Below are 20879 nucleotides of genomic sequence, written 5' to 3' on the forward strand. Positions count from 1 at the left end.
GACGTTCCGCTCAGCGGCACCGCGCAATGACGGCGTCGATCTCTTTCGCGGTGACCCCGTTGGCCAGCAGGAGCGCGCGCACGTCGAGGCCGTTCACAAAATCAGTCAAGGCGCGCTCCCTGTCCGCCACGACGCCGGCGATCTCCTCCTCGGCCAGATAGCTCTCATACGGGTGCTTGACCGGCGCCACCAGGTGCCAGCTGTTGATGCCGCGCGAGGCCAGCTCATCCTCCCGGGCGGCGCGGCCCGCCTGCCCGGTCAGCGCCAGCAGCAGCGAGGCGACCAGCCCGGTCCTGTCCCGCCCCGCGGAACAATGGATCACCACCGCCCCACGCGCCACGGCCAGTTCCTTGAACACCTCGGCCACCCGCCCGGGAAACAGCCGCAGGATGTCCTTGTACAGCCTGGGATGGTTCATGTAGGGCTGCACCAGCGCCTGGTATTCGGCGTTCTCCGGGTCCTCCGTGGGGTAATTGACGACGTCGAACCCGGCCATGGCGTCCTCCCCCACCACCGGGTCGGTTGGCCTGCGCCTGCGCTCGCCGGGATTCCGCAGGTCGATGACGGTGCGGACGCCGTCGTCGTACACCTGCCGCCAGCCGCGCTCGGTGAGCCACTCGCTGCGGCCCATCCGGTAGATGTCGCCCATGAGCAGGCGGGCGTTGACGGCCCCTTCCCAGTGCGGGACTTCCGGTGCGGACATTTAGCGCTTCTTGGCTATCCGCAGGTCAAGCCCGCTGCGGACCTGCGGCCATTCGTTGGCCAGGATCGAGAAGACCACGGTGTCGCGCAGGGAGCCGTCGGGCATGCGCCGGTGCGATCGCAGGACGCCGTCCTGCTTGGCGCCGAGCCGGGCGATGGCTGCGCGCGACTGCATGTTCATCCAGTGCGTGTTGAATTCCACCGCCACGCAGCCGAGGCTTTCAAAGGCGTGCCCCAGCAGCAGGCGCTTGCTGTCGGGGTTGGTCCCCGTGCCCTGGACACCGGCCGCATTCCACGTATAGCCGATTTCCAGGCGGGGCACCTCGGGGACGATGTTGCAGTACGTGGTCATGCCGATGACCTTGCCCTGCCCGGCGGGATCGTTCAGGCGCGTGGTGAACGGCAGCATCGTGCCGGAGTCCTGCAGGGCCAGGCGGCGCTCGATTTCCGCCTCCATATCCTCCGGGCGCGGGACGGAGGTGTACCAGAGGTTCCACAGTTCGCCGTCGGAGGCGGCTTCCACCAGGCCGTCGTGGTGGTCCCGGCTCAGCGGCTCGAGGGTGACGTACTTTCCGCGCAGGGTAACCGGTGCAAATGCTGTCATGAAAAAACACTAGCGGATGCCGCTCAACGCTGAAGTGGCGCGCCATTGGATCCCAACCATGCTCCACTTGCCAAGTGGAGCATGGTCGGGATCCAACCGGGCTCCACTGCTGGACCGCCGGGCCGGACCGGGGCAGACTTTCGACATGGCCTATTCACTGCAGATTGTCGTCGACGCGCTCAAACCCCACGACCTTGCGGACTGGTGGGCCGAGACCATGGGCTGGCGGGTGGAGCCCTCCGACGAGGCGTTCATCCGCACCATGGTGCACCAGGGCCACGCCGGCCAGGAGCAGACCATGCACCACAACGGCGTGCTGGTCTGGAAGGACGGCCAGGCCATTACGGCGGGCCCGGACGCCGGCAGCGGCCAGCCGCGGATCCTGTTCCAATCCGGGGCCCAAGAAAAGGCCGGCAAGAACCGCGTCCACTGGGATGTGCGGCTTGGCGGCGAGGACAAGGCCGATGCACGGGCCCGCCTGGAGGCCCGCGGCGCCACGTTTCTGTGGGAGGCCAGCCAGGGCCCGCACGCCTGGTTCACCATGGCCGATCCCGAAGGCAACGAGTTCTGCATCAGCTGACGGCACCTGTGTGAACCTCTGTGAATCTTATGAATTCATAAAATTCACACAAATTCATAAGCCGTCTGGGATGGCAGGATGGACAATGTCACCGCGCAGGACGGCGAAGCCTTCGCGTCGGCTCTGACGCTGCCCCGCCTGTCCGCCCTGCCAGCCCGCTAAGATCGTGAGGGTGAGCGCAGACAATCTCCCCGAGCAGGTTTCCGACATCTTTGACCCCACCCGCTGGCGCGTGGTGGAGGGCTTCGACTTCACCGACATGACCTACCACCGCCAGGTGGAACGGGATGCGGACGGCGCCGTGCTCAGGGACCTGCCCACGGTCCGCATCGCCTTCAACCGCCCCGAAGTGCGCAACGCGTTCCGCCCCGGCACCGTGGACGAGCTCTACCGCGCCATGGACCACGCCCGCATGACCCCTGACGTGGCCACCGTGCTGCTCACCGGCAACGGCCCCTCCCCCAAGGACGGCGGCCACTCCTTCTGTTCCGGCGGCGACCAGCGCATCCGCGGCCGCGACGGCTACAAGTATGCCGATGGGGAAACCACCGAAACCATCGACCCCGCCCGCGCCGGCCGCCTGCACATCCTGGAAGTCCAGCGGCTAATGCGCACCATGCCCAAGGTGGTCATCGCCGTCGTCAACGGCTGGGCAGCGGGCGGCGGGCACTCACTGCACGTGGTCTCAGACCTGACCATCGCCTCCCGCCAGCATGGGAAGTTCAAGCAGACCGACGCCACCGTGGGCTCCTTCGACGCCGGCTACGGCTCGGCGCTGCTGGCCCGCCAGATCGGCCAGAAGGCGGCCCGGGAGATCTTTTTCCTGGCCCGCGAGTACTCCGCCGAGGACATGGTGCGCATGGGCGCCGTCAACGAGGCCGTGGAGCACACCGAGCTGGAAAAAACGGCCCTGGAATACGCCGCGGACATCGCCCGCCAGTCCCCGCAGGCCATCCGCATGCTCAAGTTCGCCTTCAACCTGGCCGACGACGGCCTGGCCGGTCAGCAGGTCTTCGCGGGCGAGGCCACTCGGCTGGCCTACATGACGGACGAGGCCGTGGAGGGCAAGGAAGCCTTCCTGGAGAAGCGCGACCCCGACTGGTCCGCCTTCCCCTACTACTTCTAGGTGCCCATGAACATCGAACCCCTGCTCAAGGCGCTCGCCGACGCATTGTCCGGCGAGGGGCCGGCCGTCGAAATCCAGCCCCCGGCAGCCCCCGGCGACGCCCCTGCGTTCATGCTCATCCCCCAGGCAGAGCTGGGACTGCCGGCTGGCAGCGAAACGGAGATTGCCGCCGTCGTGCGCACTTCGGGGAGCACCGGCCAGCCCAAGCGGACCCTGCTCAGCGTGGATTCACTGGCGGCGTCGTCGGTGGGGACCGCCCTGGCGCTGCGCGGCGAGGGGCAGTGGCTGCTGGCCCTGCCCATGCACTATGTGGCGGGCCTGCAGGTGCTGGTCCGCAGCCTCTTTGCCGGCACGCGTCCGTGGCTCATGGACCTCTCCGGCGGCTTCACTCCCGGGGCGTTCACGGCGGCCGCGGCGGAACTGACCGACAAGGTCCGTTACACCTCCCTGGTTCCCACCCAGCTCACGCGCCTGTTGACCGATCCGAGCGCCGAGACGCTGACGGTGCTGCGCCGTTTCAACGCGATCCTGCTCGGCGGCGCCCCGGCCAGCCCCGTGCTGCTGGAGGCCGCGCGCGGGGCCGGCGTCAACGTGGTCACCACCTATGGCATGAGTGAGACCTGCGGCGGCTGCGTGTACGACGGCGTCCCGCTCGAGGGCGTGCAGGTCGCCATCCGCGACGGCCGGGTCCGGCTCGGCGGCCCCGTGGTGGCCTCGGGCTACCTGGGCGATCCCGCGCTGACGGCCTCCGCGTTCTCCGCGGCCGACGGCGGGGGGACGCGTTGGTATGAAACCGGCGACCTGGGCGAGCTGGACAGTGAGGGACGCCTGCGGGTGCTGGGGCGGGTGGACGACGTCATCATCTCCGGCGGGCTGAAGATTTCCGCGGCGGCCGTGGCCGACGGTCTGCACCGCGTGCCGGGCGTCCGCGAGGCCTTTGTGGGCCCGGTGGCGTCGGAGGAGTGGGGCCAGCAGCTGGCCGCCATGGTGGTGGGATCCTGCTCCCCCGAGGAGCTGCGGACCGGGGCGGCCTCCCTGCTGGAGCCGCACCAGGTCCCCAAGACTGTGGTGTTCGTCTCCGAGCTTCCCGCGCTGGCCACCGGAAAGCCGGACAGGACGGCCATTTTGGCGCTCCTGTCGGACGCGGCGGCGGCCGGGGCGTAGCGCTTACCCGGCACAATGGAAGCTGACACGTTTTGCCGCCCCGCCGATAAGGAGTAGCTGTGGCCACTGCAGGTCAATGGATTGAAGGCGCGCGCCTGCGGACGCTGCCGATGGCTGTTGCCCCGGTGATCATCGGAACTGCCGCCGCGTTCGACCTCGGAGGGCTCCACTGGGGCCGGGCCGTGCTGGCCGCGCTGGTGTCCTTGTTGCTGCAGGTGGGCGTCAATTACGCCAATGACTATTCCGACGGAATCCGCGGCACGGACGAGGTCCGGGTGGGCCCGCTGCGGCTTGTGGGGTCCGGGGCCGCCGCGCCGCGCCAGGTCAAGGCGGCCGCGTTCGGCGCCCTGGCCCTGGCAATGGTTGCCGGGCTTGTCCTGGTGATTTTATCCCAGGCGTGGTGGCTGCTGCTGGTCGGGGCCGGGGCCGTGATTGCCGCGTGGGGATACACCGGCGGCAAGAACCCCTATGGATACATGGGCCTGGGCGACGTGTTCGTGTTCTTCTTCTTCGGGCCCGTGGCCACCCTGGGCACCACGTTCACGCAGGCAGGGGCCGTGAGCACGGCGGCGGTCCTGGGGTCCATCGCCACGGGACTGATCGCCGTCGCACTTCTCATGGCGAACAATGTCCGCGACATCCCCACGGACCGGCAGGTGGGCAAGCGCACGCTCGCCGTCCGGCTCGGGGACAGGAACGCGCGGCTCAGCTATGTGGTCATGCTGGGGCTGTCGCTGGCCGTCATGATGGTCCTGGCGCCTGCCAAGCCATGGCTGCTGCTGGTGCTGCTGCTGGCACCATTCATGCTCATGCCCAGCTGGCTGATGCTCAAGGGCAAGAAGCGCAAGAGCCTGATTCCGGTGTTGAAGCAGACGGGCCTGCTCAACCTGGGGTTCAGCGTGCTGTTTGCCGCCGCCATGGCGCTGACGGCCCTGTAGCCTGCCCTGACGCTGCGTGCCGCGCGCGGCTTCCGGAGGCGCGGCCTGTGGCGGCTACTTGGCCCGCGCGGACCATTCGTGGAATGCGGCCAGGGCCACTTCACTGCCTGTCACGTCGACGTTTGCAGCGCGCTGCCGACCGGAAATGTACAGCGCCACTTCCACCGGGTCCCCGGCCACCAGCACCATGCCCGGCCCAGTGGCCCCCCTGCGCACGGCTCCCTTGTGCATGGGGACGGCGGGATGGTTTTTGGTGGCGATCGTGACTGCGACGGGGCATCGCCGGTACGTCATCCTCGCCATCAGGGGCAGCTTTGCCCACAGCGCTTCGAGCTGTCCCGCCGGCAGGGACCTGGGCACGTTGTTGCCGCCGCCCCGGCGGACGTCCTCGTGGTGGATCACGTATTCCACGAGCTGGGCGGAGTCACCCAGCCATGTCATCGGGTTGGCCGCGCCCGTGCCGGCGGCGAACCGGGCCAGCAGCTGGTCGTAGCCTGCATCGGTTTCGGCTGCCGCCACGACGTGGCCAAGCCGCTTTTCCTGGCCAGGCTCCGGCCGTGCCACGGCGTCGAGCATCTGCTTCCATGGCGCGTGTTCACGCATCACCAGGTGAGCCAGCAGGCGGCGGACATTCCATCCTTCGCACAGGGTCGCGGCACCCGGGTCCGCGGCCCGGAACGTTTCCACAAGTGCGAACCGTTCTTGGTCCATCCAGCGCATGGGAGTGTCCTTTCCTGCAACGTGGTGGGAAGCGTGTGGTGGGAAGCCCCGCCAGTGACGCGGAGGCCCGCCGCGCGGTCGCTCAGGTCCCGGGCTGCGTGTGCGGCTTTCTGGTGACACGGTCCGCATCGACCCAGACGTCAGGGTTGGCGTCGATGAGGGCGTCCTCGGCATCGGCGTCGGCGACCGCGCTGACGGACTGCGTGGTGTCGGCGTTCGGGGCGAACCTGTCAGCAATGACGGCCGTGGCGCCGTCGCGCTGCTTGCGCAGGAGGAAAAAACTGACCACGAATGCGCACAACGCCGCGGCCAGGGCTGAAGCCAGCGGGCTCAATTGCAGGGCCAGGTAGGCGAGCAGGAAGAATGCCAGAAAAAGCAGACCGCGGATCAAGGAGTATTTGAAGAATGCCACGCGCCCCAGTTTAGCCGCTGATCCTGAACGATGCCCCGGAGACCAATTTGTCCGTCAACGATAGAATAAGGCATGCGCTATATCCCAGTGATCTTCGGTGTGGTTCTTTTCATCTACGGGCTCATAGACTGCATACGCAGCGAGTCCGCCGATGTCCGGAGCCTGCCCAAGCCCGCCTGGATCATAGTGATCCTGCTGCTGCCCCTCGTGGGCGTCCTGCTCTGGTTTTTCCTGGGCCGTCCCCGGTACGCCGAGGCCGGCAACCAGGCCGGGCCCGCTTCCGCCCCGCGCGGCCCATCCTTCTCCGGCCGCGCCAGCCAGTTCAGGGCCCCGGACGACGACCCCGACTTTCTGCGGAACCTCGAGGTGTCCCGTGCCCACAAGGCGGAAGCGGAACGCCTGCGCAGGCTCAAGGCTGAACTTGACGCCCGCGAGGCCAAGCTGCGCGAGCAGCACCCGAAGGATGAAACCCAACACTAGCCGTTCATTCTGCGCCGCCGAGATTACAGCTCCGGCGACGTCGGTGCAGAAAAAATCGCCGAGAGTACGCATAGGGCGACCCCGCGAGCGCCGAACCCACCGTATCCGTACGGTGGCCGATCTGAACCACTGGGCGGGCCGCCAGAAATGTACTCTCGCCGCTCCGGGCCGCCCGGCTCGCCGCCCCAACATGACCGAGCCCACGCCGCTGCCTTTGCATCTCGCCACGCGTCCCTTCACCCTGGAGCAGGCCCGCTCGTCAGGAATCTTCCGCTCGCGGACGCGGGCCTCCGACCTGTGGACGCCCAGCCGCGGCATCCGAGTACCCAAGGGTGCGGATTTTGACTTACTGAATGCCTGCCGTCCCTACACGGAAGCCACGGATTCCAGCGTGGTCAGCCACCTCACCGCCGCCAAAATCCACGGCCTGTACCTGCCGCAACGATGCGTGGATGACCACTTCCTGCACCTGGCCCGGCCAGCGGGAGCCGGTGTGCCGCGCCGTCGTCGGGTCAAATTCCATCGGCTGGATCTCGCGGACGACGACGTCGAAGCAGCGGGCGGTGTGCCCGTCACCTCCGTACGGCGCACCTTCCTCGACCTTGCGTCCCTGTTATCCCTTGACGAGTTGGTGATCATTGGCGACCAGCTCGTATGCGAACACACGCGCAGCTACGGTCCGCCAAAAATCGCCATGTTGGGACTTGACGGACTGAACGCGTACATCGACGGGCATTCCGGCGTTCGCTGCATCCGCCGGGTCCGCTGTGCAATGGACCTGGTCAGGGTGGGTGCCGACTCGCCGCCGGAAACCAGGCTGCGACTGCTCATGGTGCGGGCCGGCCTGCCCGTATTCGAGCCCAACTGCGAACTCCGCGACGCCGCCGGGAACCCGTTGGTCTCCCCCGACCTCACCTGTGACGAGTACAGGACGTGCGTTGAGTATGACGGCGACCATCATTTCACGCCCGAACAGCAGGGCAAGGACCACGACCGGGACTTCGTCACGAAATCGCTGGGCTGGAACCAGGTGCTGATCAACAAGGAAGACATGCGCGACGGAGGGCGGGTGGCCGTGACCAAGGTCGCCCGGATGTTGGTGCAGGGCGGCTGGGCGGACCCGCTCAATCTGGCCGGCGCATCGCTGCAAGGCCGCCTGGGCAGCCGCAAGGACGTTGCTTGAGCTTCGGGGGCGGCCATGACGGCTCCGTCGGCGTGCAAAAACCACCACCGTGCAGCTTTGGCGGCTTCCACAAAGCGCTGAACCGCCGAGCGTACAGCTGTGGCGGTCTGGGCGGCTGCCCAGCCGCCAAAGCTGTACTCTCGGCGGGACCGGAAGGTTAGCTGCTCACGCCCGCGTACGAGTGCAGGCCGGAGAAGTACACGTTGACGATGGTGAAGTTGAAGACCACGCACAGGTAGCCCACAATGGACAGCCACGCAGCGCGCGTTCCCGTCCAGCCACGCGTGGCGCGGGCATGCAGGTAGCCGGCGTAGACCACCCAGATCACGAACGTCCAAACTTCCTTTGTGTCCCAGCCCCAGAAGCGGCCCCAGGCCTTTTCTGCCCAGATGGAGCCGAACATCAGCGTCAGGGTCCAGCCCACAAACGCGATGGCGTTGATGCGGTAGGCCATGTTCTCCAGGCTCAGCGAGTTCGGGACCAGGCGCATGACCAGGGCCCTGTCCGGCTTCCCGGAGGCTATCGATGACTCGCGGCGCGATTGCAGCAGTTGCAGCACGGACATCGCAAACGTCAGCGTGAACAGCGAGGAAGACATCACGGCGATGGAAACGTGGATGACGAGCCAGTAGCTCTGCAGCGCCGGCACCAGGTGCCCCGCCGGCGTCCAGAACGACACCGACGCCGCCGTGATCATCAGCAGAACCAGGCCAATGACGAACGTGCCCAGGAAGCGCAGGTCGCGGCGGGTCAGCACCAGCAGGAAGATCAGTGCCACCGTGAAGCCGCCCGTGGTGCAGAACTCGTACATGTTGCCCCACGGCACCCGCCCTGCCGCCAGCCCGCGGAACAGCACCGCCAGGCCGTGCACGACGGCGGCCACGACGGTGATTGCCACGGCGACCCTGGCCGCGCGGCGCTTGACCTTGCCGTAACGCATCGAGTCGCCGGCGGTGATGCCGTCAGAGCCGTCGTGGGTCTTGCTGCTCGGGCGGACCCCGCGGTCCAGCGGCCCGGCGCCAAGGTCCTGGCCGATGGCTCCGGAAGCGCCGACGCCCACGAGCCGGTTGGTTTCGGCGGCTGCGACGCCTGCTGACGCCGTGGCGCCGGCGGACTCGACGGCCAGGCCCCGGCGGACAGTCTTGCTGTACGTCACCAGGTCCCAGGCGTAGGCGCAAAACGCAACGGCGTAGGCCAGGCCGGCCATGAGCATGAACTGCTCGCTGAGCAGCGCGAAGCCTTCATTGATAGTTGGCATTACTGGTCCTTACTCGACACGGTGACGCCGGTTTCGGTGTCGTTTTGGTTGGCGGGTGTCCGGTTACCATCTTGCCCCTGCGGGCCGGTCGGCACCAGCCATTTGGCGTGGAGCGCCTTGTTGATCGCCGCCGCTTCCCCGGCCAGGCGGTGGTCCTCGCCACGGGCCAGCAGGCCAAACTCGACCATGGTCCGCCCGTCGGGGTGGTTGCCGGTGCGGACCCAGACGCGGCGGCGGTTCAGGAACAGCGATGCCATGAGCCCGGACAGCGCCAGGACGGCAAACACCAGGACGTACACCTGGCCCGGATCATGACGGATGTCCAAGGCCGCAAAGCGCTTGATTCCGTCAAAGCTGATGGTGCCGTTGCCCTGCGGCAGCTTGTACGTCTGGCCGGGGGCAAGAACAATGCCGCCGGCCTTGAGGTCGCGGCCGTTGATCTGCTTCATCTTGGAGGTGTCCAGGGTGTAGACATTGCGGGGGATGCCGTTGTCCAGGCCCAGGTCCCCGGTGTAGGCGTTGAGGTTCAGCTGCGGGTTGAAGGGGTCGGGGTCGGAACCGAAGGCCACCCCCTTGTTGTCCACGAGGGCGGTGGGCAGGAAGAAGCCGACAAACCCGAGCTGGTGGGGCTTGGCGTCAGGGACCTTGATGACCATGAGGGAGGTGTAGGCGCCGTCGGTGGGGATGGTGACGACAGGTCCCTGGAAGGCGACGTTGCCCTTGCCGTCCTTGACGGTCACCACGGGCGCGTAGCCGTTTCCGACCAGGTAGACGTTCGTGCCGCCGATGGACAGGGGGTCATTGACCTTCAGGACCTGCTGCTTGGCGGGCGCATCGGCGCCGTCCTTGGTGGTCATGGTGGCCTTGAAATCGATCGGCTGGCCGTAGTGGCCCGGGGATTCCCTGTCGTAGGTGACCGCCAGCTTGTCCAGCTTCACCGAGTACGGGCTGAGACGGTCGCTGTTGAAGTACGCGCCAGGGGTGAACGTGTCATAACCCACCAAGGTGTTCACGAACGTTTCGCCTTCCACCACCACGCGCTGGCCGCTGTACCCGGCCAGGCCGCTGTAGGCGACGGCGGCGAGGACGCCCAGGACGGAGACGTGGAAGACCAGGTTTCCCACTTCCTTCAGGAATCCGATTTCGGCCCCCACCGATGGCCGCTCCGTGCCGAGGTCCCGCACGTCCACGCGGTAGCGGCGGCCCTTGAGGACCGCGGCGGCGTCCTTGACGGCCTGTTCGGCGCCAATGCCGCTGCCGGCAGGGATTTCCACGGTGCCGTATTCGGCCAGCCGGGACAGCCGTACGGGCGTGCGCGGCGGTGCCGACCGCATCGCCTTCCAGTGGATTTTGGCGCGGGGCAGCACACATCCCACCAGTGAGGTGAAGAGCAGCAGGTAAATGGCCGCAAACCAGGGCGAGGAGTAGACGTCAAACAGTTTGAACCAGTCCAGGATTGGCCCGGAGGTCGGGTGGTCCGACAGGTACTGCGTGACGGTGGAGGGGTTGGAGCCCCGCTGCGGAAACAGGGAACCGGGAACGGCCGCCACGGCAAGCAGCAGCAGCAGGAACAGGGCCGTCCGCATGCTGGTCAGCTGCCGCCAGGCCCACCGGAGCATGCCCAGAAAGCCCAGCCGGGGAAGCTCAACGTTGTCCTTGGCAGGCTTCTTGCTTTGCACTTCTCGCACCGAATTTTCCCTCATCAAATTGGCAATCTCACTTCACCGGCGAACCAGTTCTGCAGTTGGTTGATCCACGCGCCCCAGAGCCCGGTGACCATCAACAGCCCCAGGACAATCAGCATGCCGCCGCCAAACCGTTGCAGGCCCCGGCGGTGGGAGCGGAAAAACGCCAGGGCACCCAGTCCCCGCCGCACGCCCAGGGCGATCAACAGGAACGGGACCCCGAGGCCCAGGCAGTAGACAAACGTCAGGAACGCACCCTTGGCCGCGGTGGTTCCGTCAAAGTATGACAGGGCCAGCACCGCGCTGAGCGTGGGCCCGATGCACGGCGCCCACCCCAGCCCGAACGTGACCCCCAGCACGGGGGCGCCCCACAGCCCCGCAGGCGGTTTCGCGTGGATCTTGGCCTCACGCTGGAACCAGTTCATGCCGCCGAGGAACACCACGCCGAGCAGGATGACCACCACTCCCAGGACCTGGGTCACCCACCCGGCGCCGGGGGTCCGCAGCCAGGCCCCCAGCTGGCCGAACACGGCCCCGATCAGGACAAAGACCGCGGAAAACCCAAGGACAAACAAGCCGATGCCCAGCAGCATGCGCCCGCGCCGCTGCTTTTCCAGGTCGACGCCGGTCAGGCCGCTGACGTAGCCCAGGTAGCCGGGCACCAGGGGCAGCACGCACGGGGAAAGGAAGGAGACCAGCCCGGCCAGCAGGGCAACGGGTATCGCCAGCAGCATGGAGCCGCTGTTGATGATCTCCGCAAACGGGTTGTTGGTCAACGCCCCTACTTCTCGGCCAGTGCTGAGGTGATGAGTGCCTTGAGCGTGCTCTTGTCCGCGGTGCCCAAAATACGCGCGGACACGCGCCCCTGCTTATCCAGCACGAGCGTGGTGGGGACCGAGTCCGGCGGCACGAACTTGCGCTGGGACAGGGAAAGCAGCACGCCGCCGTCCTTGTCCATGATGCTCGGATAGGTCAGCTTGAACGTGCGCTCGAACGCCTCGGCGGTCGCCACCTCGTCGCGGATGTTCACGCCCAGAAAGTCCACGCCCTGGGGCTCAAACTCGGTGTGGAGCGACTGCAGGTCAGGTGCTTCCAGCCGGCACGGCGAGCAGGCCGCGTACCAAAAGTTCAGCACCGTGACCTTGCCGCGCAGCTTGGCGGCGCTGACGGTGCTGCCGTCGAAGAGCTTGCCGGAAAATTCCACGGGATCGGAGCGTTTTGCCAGCGCATACTCGGTGACGGAGCCGTCGCCCGCGATGTAGCCCTTGTTGTCCCCCGCCGCGGCCTGGCTCGCGAGGGGGTCCTTGGCCGTGCACGCGGCGAGGCCAACGGCCAGCAGGGCGCCGGTGGCGGCGAACAATGAACGGCGGCTCATCGAGGAAGTCACTCTAGTTTTCTTTCATCTTGCATGATGTCCCATGTCGTGGCACGGCTGGTTTTATCCATCGGAATTTCTACATTACGTCGAAATGGTCCCTTTGGCCTAGCCCGGGCAGCACAGTCAGGCTCCCGGGGTGGTTGCGGCGCCGGGCAAAAGGGCGGCAGCGGGTTCGCTGTAGGACACGCCCACCACGTCGTCGCCGTCAAAGGTGAGGGAGGTGAGCGAGGCCAAGGTGCATTCGCGGTTGCGGGGGTCGTGCCACAGGTGCCGTCCCTCGGCGCTGCGCCGCGTGGCCCAGATGGGCAGCTGGTGGCTGACCATGATGGCCTGCGCCCCTTCCCCGCCCAATTCCCAGGCACGACGCCGGGCATCCCGTGCCGCTGCCAGCATGCGTTCCGCCTGGGCCGCGTAGGGCTCGCCCCAGGACGGCCGCAGGGGGTTGAAGAAGTAGCGCCAGTGCGCCGGCTTGAGCAGCTCGGCCTTGGTGACCTTCATGCCCTCAAAGTGGTTCTCCGCCTCGATGATGCGCGGGTCCGTGACAATCTCCAGGCCCAGTGCGGAGCCGGTGGGCTGGGCGGTCTCCTGGGCGCGGGTCAGGGGCGAAGCCACCAGATGCACGGGGGCGGCACCTCCGTCCGCCAGGGCCTTGAAATGCGCCGCAACCATCTCCGCCATGGCACGTCCGCGTTCGGAGAGGTGAAATTCGGGAAGCCGGCCGTACAGGACGCCGTCGGGGTTAAATACCTCGCCATGGCGCAGAAGATGAACAATGACTCGGGGCATGTGTCCAAGTTTCTCAAAGTTACAAGGATTGAGGTTAATCAGGGAATTCCCAGACTCAGCCGACACCGTGGCAGGAGTCCGGTCCAAAAAACTTGGGAATTTTCCAACGCCGGGAATATTAGATGCAAACGCATACTTATACCCCGTGAAGGATCCGCTCAGCGGGTCCTGACACCCGTAGACAACCAGTTTTCTTACAAGGAGCAAACCATGACTGCAACCACCGTTGAAACCGTAGGCCTGAGCCAGGGCACCTGGAACTTTGACGCCGCACACAGTGAAGTCGGCTTCAGTGTCCGCCACGCCGGCATCTCCAAGGTGCGCGGCAAGTTCACCGACGTCGAGGCCAGCCTGACGCTCGGGGCAACCCTGGCCGACTCCGCGGTCACGGCCACGATCCAGGCCGCCAGCTTCGACTCCGGAGACGCCAACCGCGACGGCCACGTCAAGGGTGCCGACTTCTTCGACGTCGAGACCTACCCGACCCTGTCCTTCGCCACCACCAGCGTCTCCGGCGACGAGGGCGACTTCGAACTGACCGGCGAGCTGACCATCCGCGGCATCTCCAAGGCCGTCACCTTCAAGGGCGAGTTCAACGGCGTGGCCGTGGACCCGTTCGGCGCCACCCGCGCGGGCTTCGAAGCCAAGACCGTCATCAGCCGCAAGGAATTCGGCCTGACCTGGAACGCGGCGCTGGAAGCCGGCGGCGTGCTGGTCTCCGACAAGGTCACCATCACCCTTGACGTCGCCTTCGTGAAGGCTGCGTAAGCAGCCGCTGAAACCCCCGGAAGCGCCGGTCCGCCCCGTGGCGGGCCGGCGCTTCCGGTTTTCCGCCCCGCCCGGCCGGCCGCCACGTCCACGGCCCCCAACCCGGCATCCTTCCGGGGCGCCGGCCGGGTAGTTGCAGGCCGGCAGGTCGCGTAGTGTTAAATACACACCCGTGCGGCTTTTTTCACCTGCTGCCGGCCTCCATGAAAGGGACCACTCCCATGACCACTCCTGACGAAACACCTCAAGAGCGGCCCACTCCTGGTCTCCGGCCCGGCCACTACGGGGAGGTCGCCCCAGGCGTGCCGCGCTACGGCCAGTACGCACCGGAAGGTTGGGTGCCGCCGTCGTCCGCGGACGCCCCAAACAAGCCTGGGCACGACGACGGGACCTCCCAAGGCCTTCCACCCGCCGCCGCATATCCCGGCTATGGCGGGCCCGGCTACAACGGAACCGGCCTGCCCCACCGCGGCGCCGGACCCGTCCCGCCGGGGCAGCACCTGGCCGCACCCCGGCCGGTCGCCGTCGCCAGCAGGCTGGTCATGGCCGCCGGCACGCTGCAGGCACTTTCCGGCGTGCTGCTGCTGTTGGTGCTGTTCCTGCCGGCTGCGCGGACCACACTGATCGACGCGCTGAAGTCGGCCCTGCCCAGCGACCCGTCCTATGACTCCGTGCTGGCGGACCAGGCCGCGATCACCGGGCTCCTTGTCGCCGCCACGGTCCTGAGCCTGATTGCCGCCGTCGTCTACTTTTGGCTGGCCGTCAAAATCCGCAGGGGCGCCGGCTGGGCCAGGACCACCGCCCTGGTGCTGGCCATCGTGTCGCTGCTGGCGCTGACGCAGCCGAACATCTTCACCATCGTCCAGGTGGGGCTGGGGATCGTGGCGGTCATCATCCTGTACCGCTCCCCCGCCAAGGAATATTTCGCCCGGCGCATTCCCGGCCACGGCCCGCACGGGTACTGAGGGGTACCTGCTGAGGGCGGGGCCGCCGGCCCTGGCATGCCAGGCGCCGGCATGCCAGGCGCCGGCATGTCAGGCGCCGGCATGTCAGGCGCCGGGCCGGTCCTCTTCAAGCCCGGGGTGTTGCAGCCGCTGGGCGTGGTAGGCAAGGATCTGCAGTTCGGTGGCCATGTCCACCTTCCGGAGGTTCACGAATGCGGGCACGGACAGGGCCACGGGCGCAAAGCTGAGGATGCTGTGGACGCCGGCGCCCACCACGCGGTCGCACACGTTCTGGGCCACGGCGGCCGGAAGCGCCAGGACCACCATGTTGGCCCGCGTCTTCTCCAAGGTGTTTTCCAGATCCGCCACGTCCGTCACGCGCAGCCAGCCGATCTCCGTGCCCACCAGCATCTGGTCGGCGTCAAACAGGGCCACCACGTCGAAGCCGCGCGACTCGAACCCGGCGTAACGGGCCAGCGCGCGGCCCAGGTTGCCGGCGCCGACAATCGCCACCCGCCACTCGTGGGTCAGGCCCAGCGCCTGGGCGATCTTGCGGCTTAGGTGGGCCACCTCGTATCCCACGCCGCGGGTTCCGTAGGAGCCCAAGTAGGAAAGGTCCTTGCGGACATTGGCCGAGCCGACCCCGGCCTGCTCGGCCAGGGCTTCCGAGGACACCCGTTCGGTGCCCTCGGCGAGCAACGCGTTGAGGGTCCGCAGGTACAGGGTCAGCCGCGACACCGTGGCAGCCGGCAGTTGCCGGGACGCTTCCGCGGCCGGTTCGTCCGGGGTCTGGGCTGGGGACAAGGTGACGCTCCAAATTCTCTGGCAAAGGCCGCACCCGGGCGGGGAACAAATGTCGCCACGGTCCGCCGTCGGCCATGATCCACTGTAGGACGTGGCCCACGGGTTAGCCAAAGCGGGGCCCGCCGGCGGGTTCAGTGCCGGGCCGGGGCCTCCGGGCCCGCCATCGCCCGCTTCAGAACGCTGCGCAGCCGGACGGGGTCGATGTGCCAAAAGTCCCGCGGCACCCCATCCACCAGGACCACGGGGATTTCTTCGCCATAGCGGGCGGTCAGGGCGGCGTCGCCGTCAATCCGCCGTTCGCTCCAGGCCAGGCCCAGGTCCTCCGCCACGCGCGACACCACGGCACGCGCGTCGACGCACAGGTGGCATTCGGCCTTGGTGATCAATTCAAGCGACGGCGCTGCACCGGCTGCTGGTTCCATCCCTTAACCGTACGCATGTTTAAACCTTGCCGCCGTCGCACGGCGCCAAATCCGCTCCGGCGGGCACGACCTGTGCGGATTGACTAGACTCGTTCCATGCCCGACGTGACTACCGACAGTGCCGAGGCCGCCTCGACCGCTGCGAAACTCCACGGCGAGGCCGCATTCTTTGACGTGGACAACACGCTCATGAAGGGCGCCAGCCTGTTCCACGTGGCGCGCAAGATGTACCAGAAGAAGGCCTTCACGCTGCGGGACGCCGCCGGCTTCGCGTGGAAGCAGGCCAAGTTCATCCTGCGCGGGGAAAACATGTCCGACGTCCACTCCATCCAGGACTCGGCCAAAAAACTGGCCGCCGGCATCAGCTCCGACTTTGTCCGCCAGCTTGGCGAGGAAGTCTATGACGAGATGATCGTCTCCAAGATCTGGCCCGGCACCCGCGCCCTGACCCAGGAACACCTCAAGTCCGGCCGGCAGGTGTGGCTGGTGACTGCCACGCCCGTCGAAGTGGCCGGCGTCATTGCCCAGCGGCTGAGCCTGACCGGCGCCCTGGGCACGGTGGCCGAGGTCGACGGCGGCCTGTACACGGGGCGCATTGTGGGCGAAATCCTGCACGGGGCGGCCAAGGGCCGCGCGGTGCGCGAACTGGCGGCGCAGCAGGGGCTGGACCTGTCCCGGTGCTGGGCCTACAGCGACTCCTACAACGACATCCCGCTGCTGACCACGGTGGGCAACCCGGTGGCCATCAATCCCGACGCCAAGCTGCGGCGCCACGCCCGCGAACACAACTGGCCCATCTATGACTACCGTTCCGGGCGCCGCGCGGCGACCCTGGGCCTGCAGGCCGCCACGGGCGCAGGCGTGGTGTACGGACTGTGGAAGGGCCTCGCGTCCATGCGCAGGAAATAGGCTTCACGGACCCGGCCGGCGGCATGTGCGCCCGTTTCTTTAAACAAGTGCGCCCGCCCACCTGAGTGGACGGGCGGCTTGCGAACAAGCAGTCTTACTTCTTGTTGCGGCGCTGGTGGCGGGTCTTGCGAAGCAGCTTGCGGTGCTTCTTCTTGGCCATCCGCTTGCGGCGCTTCTTGATAACTGAACCCATGGATTCCTCACAAACTACATAGTTGGCCCCAAACGGAGCCGTAAACGATTAGGTCGACCGATCGCAGGAATCGGTCAAAGCCGAAAATGGATCTTTCCTAGGGTACCGCCTCTAGCCGGTATGCGCCGAACCGGCGGCCCCGCCCTGGTCCCTGTCCTCCACCACGGACGACTTCAGGATGGCCTCCACCGCATTCTGGGGGACGCGGTAGGAGCGGCCAAAGCGGACGGCCGGCAGTTCCCCGGCATGGACCATGCGGTAAACGGTCATCTTCGACACGCGCATGAGCTCCGCGACCTCCTGGACCGTCAGGAAGTTCACATTGGAGAAGTTTTGCTCCTGCGCCATGGCCCTAGCTTCCCTATTGTCGAGTGAATCGGTTGCGGGCAGATGCTGCCGTGCGACCTGTACACCTTACTCTAGATGCTGGCGGGACCAAAGTGAAAGCTGTTGTCCGTAATAACCCGTCCTGCCTGCGGCCCCGGCGGAGCCTACGCCGCTGCCCCAGGCCAGGTCCGGCGGGCGTGCGACGCCTCGGCCAGCCTCGCCAGCACGTCCACTGTCACGTCCCATTCCATGCAGGCGTCCGTCACGCTCTGTCCGTACCTCAAATCCGCGGTGCCGGCGGCCACCTCATCCACGTCCAGCTTCTGCGCGCCGGCCACCAGGAAGCTTTCCAGCATGATGCCGGCGATGGCCGCCGCGGAGGCGCCTTCTTCGAGCTGCGCGCCGATTTCCAACGCGACCTCGGCCTGCCGGTGGTGGCTCTTGCCGGAGTTGGCATGGCTGGCGTCCACGATCATGCGCGGGTTGATCCCGGCGCCTGCCGCCCTGGCCGCGGCAGCCCCGACGTCGAACGCGGAGTAGTTGGGTCCCCTGCGGCCGCCGCGCAGGATCACGTGGGTATCCGGGTTGCCGGCGGTGCTGACCAGGGAGGCGCGGCCGTCCCCGTCGATTCCCAGGAACGACTGCTCCGCACTGGCCGCGCTGCAGGCGTCCAAGGCCACCTGGAGGTCGCCGTCCGTGCCGTTCTTGAAGCCCACGGGCATGGACAGACCGGATGCGAGCTGGCGGTGGATCTGGCTCTCGGTGGTGCGTGCCCCGATCGCACCCCAGGAGATCAGGTCGGCCGTGTACTGGGGGCTGATGGGTTCCAGGAATTCGGTGGCGCAGGGCAGGCCAAGCCGGGCCACGTCGCGGAGGAATTCGCGGGCCATCCGCAGGCCCGTGGCGACGTCGTGGCTGCCGTCCAGGAGGGGGTCGTTGATCAGGCCCTTCCACCCCACGGTGGTGCGCGGCTTTTCAAAGTAGGCGCGCAGCACCACCAGCAGGTCTTCCTCGTGCTCCTTCGCGGCCCCTGCCAGCCGGCGGGCGTAGTCCAGGCCGGCTGCGGGGTCGTGGATGGAGCACGGGCCCACGATCACCAGGAGCCTGTCATCCACGCCGTCCATGACCGCGCGGACCTGGTCGCGGCCGCGCTCGACGACGCCGCCGACCCGCGCGTCCAGCGGAAGTTCCGCCTGGAGTTCGGCGGGCGTCGGAAGGGCCGTGAACCGGCTGACGCGCAGGTTCGCTGTGCTGGTGGTGGATTCTGCTGCTGTGGTGCTCACGGGGCTGGTCCTTTTTCAGGTGGCAGCGGGCCCCTGTTCAGAAACCCGCCTGGAAATGGCGAAGGACAGAGAATGATTTCTCTGTCCTGTTGGCTCTGAAGGAAGGTTGGATGCGTGTCAGTGAGACGCGGGCCCCTCCAGAGCCAACGAAAAATACGCATACCAACGGTTTGTCATGCCACCACTGTAGACCGCTCGCCGCCGCAGTCACAATTTGTGTCCGCCTGTGTCGCGGGCGGCGGACGGGGCCGCGTTGCGCGGCTCCGCCCGTCGCGGGTCAGACCCTTGGGTCAGCGCAGAGCGTCAGCGCCTTGGGTCAGCGCAGAGCGTCAGCGCCTTGGGTCAGCGCAGAGGGTCGAAGTGGCGCATGATGGCTGGCGGCGTGGTGCCGGTGAGGCCGGCGGCAATCATCTTGCCGGTCAGCGGTCCCAGGGCAATGCCCCACATGCCGTGGCCGCCGGCCACATGCACGCGCGGGGATTTCGAGGCCCCGATGAGGGGGAAGCCGTCCGTGGTGCATGGGCGCGCCCCCACCCACTCCTCGGCACGGCCCTCCCAGTTGATGCCCGTGAACATGGGTGCGGCGGCCGCCACGATGGCCTCGATGCGACGCGGGTCCAGCGGCGCGTCGACGTCGCGGAACTCCATCATCCCGGCCACCCGCAGCCGGTTCCCCAGCGGGGTGCAGGCCACGCGCTGGGCGGGAAAGTAGATGGGGTGGCTGGGCATGGCCTCGGGCACCACGGTGAAGCTGTAACCGCGGCCCGCCTGGACCACACGCTTGACGCCGAATTTGCGGGCCAGGGCGCCCAGCCAGGCACCCGTGGCGAGGACCACGGCGTCGGCCGTCAGGGACCGGCCTTCGGAGCCGATGACTTCCACTCCGGTGCCGGTGTCGCGCACGTCCACCACGTTGAAGGCACCAGTGATGGCGGCTCCCCGTGCGGTGACGGATCCGGCCAGCGAGTCCATGAACGCAGGAGGATTGATGTACCGCTGGCCCCGGATTTCAATCCCGGCCACCACCCCGGCGCCAAGGGTGGGTTCCAGTTCGCGCAGCTGCTCCCCGGAAATCAACGCGTAGTCCACGCTGCCGCCGGTTTCGCGGATGACGTCGAACTCCTTCACCAGGGCGTCACGGTCGGCGACGGCGGCAAAGCCGGCCAGGAAGGGATCGGCCGGGTGCGTGGGCTCGGCCCCCGCGCCGGAGGCCTGGGCGATTTCGTCAAAGGCGTCCAGGCCGGTGTGGCCCACCTCGGCAAAGACGCCCATGGCGGCACGCCACTTGCCCGGCGTGCAGTTGCGGGCGAAGCCGGCCAAGAACTTCAGCAGTGACGGATCCGCGGAGAAAGGGATGTAGAGCGGCGACGCCGGATCCAGCATGGCCTTGAGCCCGTGCCTCAAGACGGACGGCTCGCTGAGCGGCAGGGTCAGGGCCGGGGTCAGCCAGCCCGCATTTCCCCACGAGGAACCGCTGGCGACGCCGCCGCGGTCCAACACGGTGACGCGGATCCCTTGCTCCTGCAGATACCAGGCGGCGGACAATCCGACGATCCCCGCACCAACAACAACCACATGTCCAGGCGCCTTTGCACTGACCACGATTCACTCTCCTAGGACGCGGCCGGCATCTATGGCGCCGGCACCATCCCCAGCGTAGCCGCAGCGCCGCCGGGGCCGGAAGCGGGCACCGGCCCCGGCGCACCTGCGGTGCCCGGTCCGGACTTTGTGGCGGTCAGACCCGGGAGTCCACCTCGTCGGCGGAAGGCGTGTCCAAGGTTCCGTCCGCCGGTGTCTCCGTAAGCGCCTGCGCGGGTGCGGCGCCGCCCGTGCGGTAGCGGTAAACGCCAATGGCAACCACCAAAGCGGCCAGACCGGCGGAGATCAGCAGGGCTTCGCGGGTGTCCCACACGAAGAGGGCGATGGCCCCGGAGGTGTTCACCAGGAACAGGAAGGCCACCTCCGGCGCGAGGTAGTTCAGGCCAACGGTCATGAATTCGACCACCGTGGACGCGAGCACGGCCGCTGCCGGCACGCCGCGCCGGGAGAACGTGGGAAGCAGGGCGACCACCACGGCGCTGGACCCGATGTAGAAGATCAGAATGCGCCCCACGGTGGACTTGACGGCCTTCTTCATCGCGTCCACCGGGTACTCCGGGCATGAGCCCGAGGATGGCGGCGCCGACCGCCGCGTAGGCGATGAAGATTCCGGG

At 67.4% G+C, this 20879-nt stretch carries 24 protein-coding genes and 1 pseudogene; 9 read left to right on the forward strand and 16 right to left on the reverse strand.

The window, feature by feature from the left end:
• Window positions 1-10: 10 nt before the first annotated feature.
• On the reverse strand, window positions 11-703 hold the full coding sequence (locus DMB86_RS00615; protein ID WP_113716104.1) for a tyrosine-protein phosphatase: 693 nt from the start codon (window positions 701-703) through the stop codon (window positions 11-13).
• The gene (locus tag DMB86_RS00620) at window positions 704-1306 is read right to left on the reverse strand and encodes a GNAT family N-acetyltransferase (protein ID WP_113716105.1); all 603 of its coding nucleotides are present in this window, start codon (window positions 1304-1306) and stop codon (window positions 704-706) included.
• 145 nt (window positions 1307-1451) lie between these two features.
• On the opposite strand from DMB86_RS00620, the gene DMB86_RS00625 reads away from it, so the two are divergent.
• The 4 genes from DMB86_RS00625 to DMB86_RS00640 all read left to right on the forward strand — a co-directional run bounded on the left by DMB86_RS00625 (window position 1452) and on the right by DMB86_RS00640 (window position 5114).
• The gene (locus DMB86_RS00625; RefSeq protein ID WP_113716106.1) at window positions 1452-1886 is read left to right on the forward strand and encodes a VOC family protein; all 435 of its coding nucleotides are present in this window, start codon (window positions 1452-1454) and stop codon (window positions 1884-1886) included.
• 172 nt (window positions 1887-2058) lie between these two features.
• Complete coding sequence (locus DMB86_RS00630) at window positions 2059-3012, forward strand: 1,4-dihydroxy-2-naphthoyl-CoA synthase (RefSeq protein ID WP_113716107.1); 954 nt, start codon at window positions 2059-2061, stop codon at window positions 3010-3012.
• A 6-nt stretch (window positions 3013-3018) separates the two neighbouring features.
• Window positions 3019-4176, forward strand: coding sequence for an AMP-binding protein (locus tag DMB86_RS00635; protein ID WP_113716108.1), 1158 nt, complete (start codon window positions 3019-3021; stop codon window positions 4174-4176).
• A gap of 59 nt (window positions 4177-4235) precedes the next feature.
• Window positions 4236-5114: a 1,4-dihydroxy-2-naphthoate polyprenyltransferase gene (locus DMB86_RS00640; protein WP_113716109.1), complete on the forward strand. Its 879-nt coding sequence runs from the start codon at window positions 4236-4238 to the stop codon at window positions 5112-5114.
• Window positions 5115-5168: 54 nt separating this feature from the next.
• Here DMB86_RS00640 and DMB86_RS00645 read toward each other — a convergent pair whose 3' ends face one another.
• Together DMB86_RS00645 and DMB86_RS00650 are read right to left on the reverse strand one after the other, a co-directional pair.
• Entirely contained in the window at window positions 5169-5834 is a 666-nt protein-coding gene (locus DMB86_RS00645) for a TIGR03085 family metal-binding protein (protein ID WP_171814321.1), read from the reverse strand.
• An 82-nt stretch (window positions 5835-5916) separates the two neighbouring features.
• Entirely contained in the window at window positions 5917-6246 is a 330-nt protein-coding gene (locus DMB86_RS00650) for a DUF4229 domain-containing protein (RefSeq protein ID WP_113716111.1), read from the reverse strand.
• A 72-nt stretch (window positions 6247-6318) separates the two neighbouring features.
• On the opposite strand from DMB86_RS00650, the gene DMB86_RS00655 reads away from it, so the two are divergent.
• Both DMB86_RS00655 and DMB86_RS20705 read left to right on the forward strand, forming a co-directional pair.
• Window positions 6319-6726, forward strand: a complete 408-nt coding sequence (locus DMB86_RS00655) for a PLDc N-terminal domain-containing protein (RefSeq protein WP_113716112.1) — start codon at window positions 6319-6321, stop codon at window positions 6724-6726.
• A 190-nt stretch (window positions 6727-6916) separates the two neighbouring features.
• Complete coding sequence (locus DMB86_RS20705; RefSeq protein WP_193926261.1) at window positions 6917-7909, forward strand: PDDEXK family nuclease; 993 nt, start codon at window positions 6917-6919, stop codon at window positions 7907-7909.
• A gap of 157 nt (window positions 7910-8066) precedes the next feature.
• On the opposite strand, the gene ccsB is transcribed toward DMB86_RS20705, so the two are convergent.
• The 5 genes from ccsB to DMB86_RS00685 form a co-directional block, all read right to left on the reverse strand.
• Window positions 8067-9167 (reverse strand): c-type cytochrome biogenesis protein CcsB, encoded by a 1101-nt coding sequence (gene ccsB / locus DMB86_RS00665; protein WP_113716113.1) that lies wholly within the window; start codon window positions 9165-9167, stop codon window positions 8067-8069.
• Entirely contained in the window at window positions 9167-10870 is a 1704-nt protein-coding gene (gene resB / locus DMB86_RS00670; protein ID WP_113716114.1) for a cytochrome c biogenesis protein ResB, read from the reverse strand. The genes ccsB and resB overlap by 1 nt, the downstream gene beginning before the upstream one ends.
• Window positions 10870-11586, reverse strand: coding sequence for a cytochrome c biogenesis CcdA family protein (locus tag DMB86_RS00675; protein WP_113719233.1), 717 nt, complete (start codon window positions 11584-11586; stop codon window positions 10870-10872). Before DMB86_RS00675 ends, resB begins: the two co-directional genes overlap by 1 nt.
• Window positions 11587-11633: 47 nt before the next feature.
• On the reverse strand, window positions 11634-12239 hold the full coding sequence (locus DMB86_RS00680; RefSeq protein WP_227878522.1) for a TlpA family protein disulfide reductase: 606 nt from the start codon (window positions 12237-12239) through the stop codon (window positions 11634-11636).
• Window positions 12240-12353: 114 nt separating this feature from the next.
• Window positions 12354-13016 (reverse strand): histidine phosphatase family protein, encoded by a 663-nt coding sequence (locus tag DMB86_RS00685; RefSeq protein ID WP_113716116.1) that lies wholly within the window; start codon window positions 13014-13016, stop codon window positions 12354-12356.
• 210 nt (window positions 13017-13226) lie between these two features.
• On the opposite strand from DMB86_RS00685, the gene DMB86_RS00690 reads away from it, so the two are divergent.
• A complete protein-coding gene (locus DMB86_RS00690) occupies window positions 13227-13784 on the forward strand; it encodes a YceI family protein (protein ID WP_113716117.1) in 558 nt (185 codons plus the stop codon).
• A 221-nt stretch (window positions 13785-14005) separates the two neighbouring features.
• Window positions 14006-14749, forward strand: a complete 744-nt coding sequence (locus DMB86_RS20455) for a hypothetical protein (RefSeq protein WP_171814322.1) — start codon at window positions 14006-14008, stop codon at window positions 14747-14749.
• An 84-nt stretch (window positions 14750-14833) separates the two neighbouring features.
• Here the strand turns inward: DMB86_RS20455 and DMB86_RS00700 are convergent, their stop codons facing one another.
• Together DMB86_RS00700 and DMB86_RS00705 are read right to left on the reverse strand one after the other, a co-directional pair.
• Complete coding sequence (locus DMB86_RS00700) at window positions 14834-15532, reverse strand: redox-sensing transcriptional repressor Rex (protein ID WP_227878523.1); 699 nt, start codon at window positions 15530-15532, stop codon at window positions 14834-14836.
• A gap of 131 nt (window positions 15533-15663) precedes the next feature.
• On the reverse strand, window positions 15664-15954 hold the full coding sequence (locus tag DMB86_RS00705; protein WP_113716119.1) for a glutaredoxin family protein: 291 nt from the start codon (window positions 15952-15954) through the stop codon (window positions 15664-15666).
• 96 nt (window positions 15955-16050) lie between these two features.
• Here DMB86_RS00705 and DMB86_RS00710 point away from each other — a divergent pair, with 96 nt between their 5' ends.
• Complete coding sequence (locus DMB86_RS00710) at window positions 16051-16863, forward strand: HAD family hydrolase (protein WP_113716120.1); 813 nt, start codon at window positions 16051-16053, stop codon at window positions 16861-16863.
• 94 nt (window positions 16864-16957) lie between these two features.
• Here the strand turns inward: DMB86_RS00710 and DMB86_RS00715 are convergent, their stop codons facing one another.
• The 5 genes and pseudogenes from DMB86_RS00715 to DMB86_RS00735 all read right to left on the reverse strand — a co-directional run.
• A complete protein-coding gene (locus DMB86_RS00715; RefSeq protein ID WP_003792170.1) occupies window positions 16958-17056 on the reverse strand; it encodes a 30S ribosomal protein bS22 in 99 nt (32 codons plus the stop codon).
• A 111-nt stretch (window positions 17057-17167) separates the two neighbouring features.
• Entirely contained in the window at window positions 17168-17404 is a 237-nt protein-coding gene (locus DMB86_RS00720; protein WP_113716121.1) for a helix-turn-helix domain-containing protein, read from the reverse strand.
• A 143-nt stretch (window positions 17405-17547) separates the two neighbouring features.
• Window positions 17548-18666, reverse strand: coding sequence for a 3-deoxy-7-phosphoheptulonate synthase (locus DMB86_RS00725; RefSeq protein ID WP_113716122.1), 1119 nt, complete (start codon window positions 18664-18666; stop codon window positions 17548-17550).
• A 342-nt stretch (window positions 18667-19008) separates the two neighbouring features.
• The gene (locus DMB86_RS00730; RefSeq protein WP_113716123.1) at window positions 19009-20268 is read right to left on the reverse strand and encodes an NAD(P)/FAD-dependent oxidoreductase; all 1260 of its coding nucleotides are present in this window, start codon (window positions 20266-20268) and stop codon (window positions 19009-19011) included.
• Window positions 20269-20401: 133 nt separating this feature from the next.
• A pseudogene (locus DMB86_RS00735) lies at window positions 20402-20821 on the reverse strand (hypothetical protein); the annotation flags it as partial.
• Between the last annotated feature and the right edge of the window lie 58 nt (window positions 20822-20879).

Source organism: Arthrobacter dokdonellae (assembly GCF_003268655.1).
GTDB lineage: Bacteria > Actinomycetota > Actinomycetes > Actinomycetales > Micrococcaceae > Specibacter > Specibacter dokdonellae.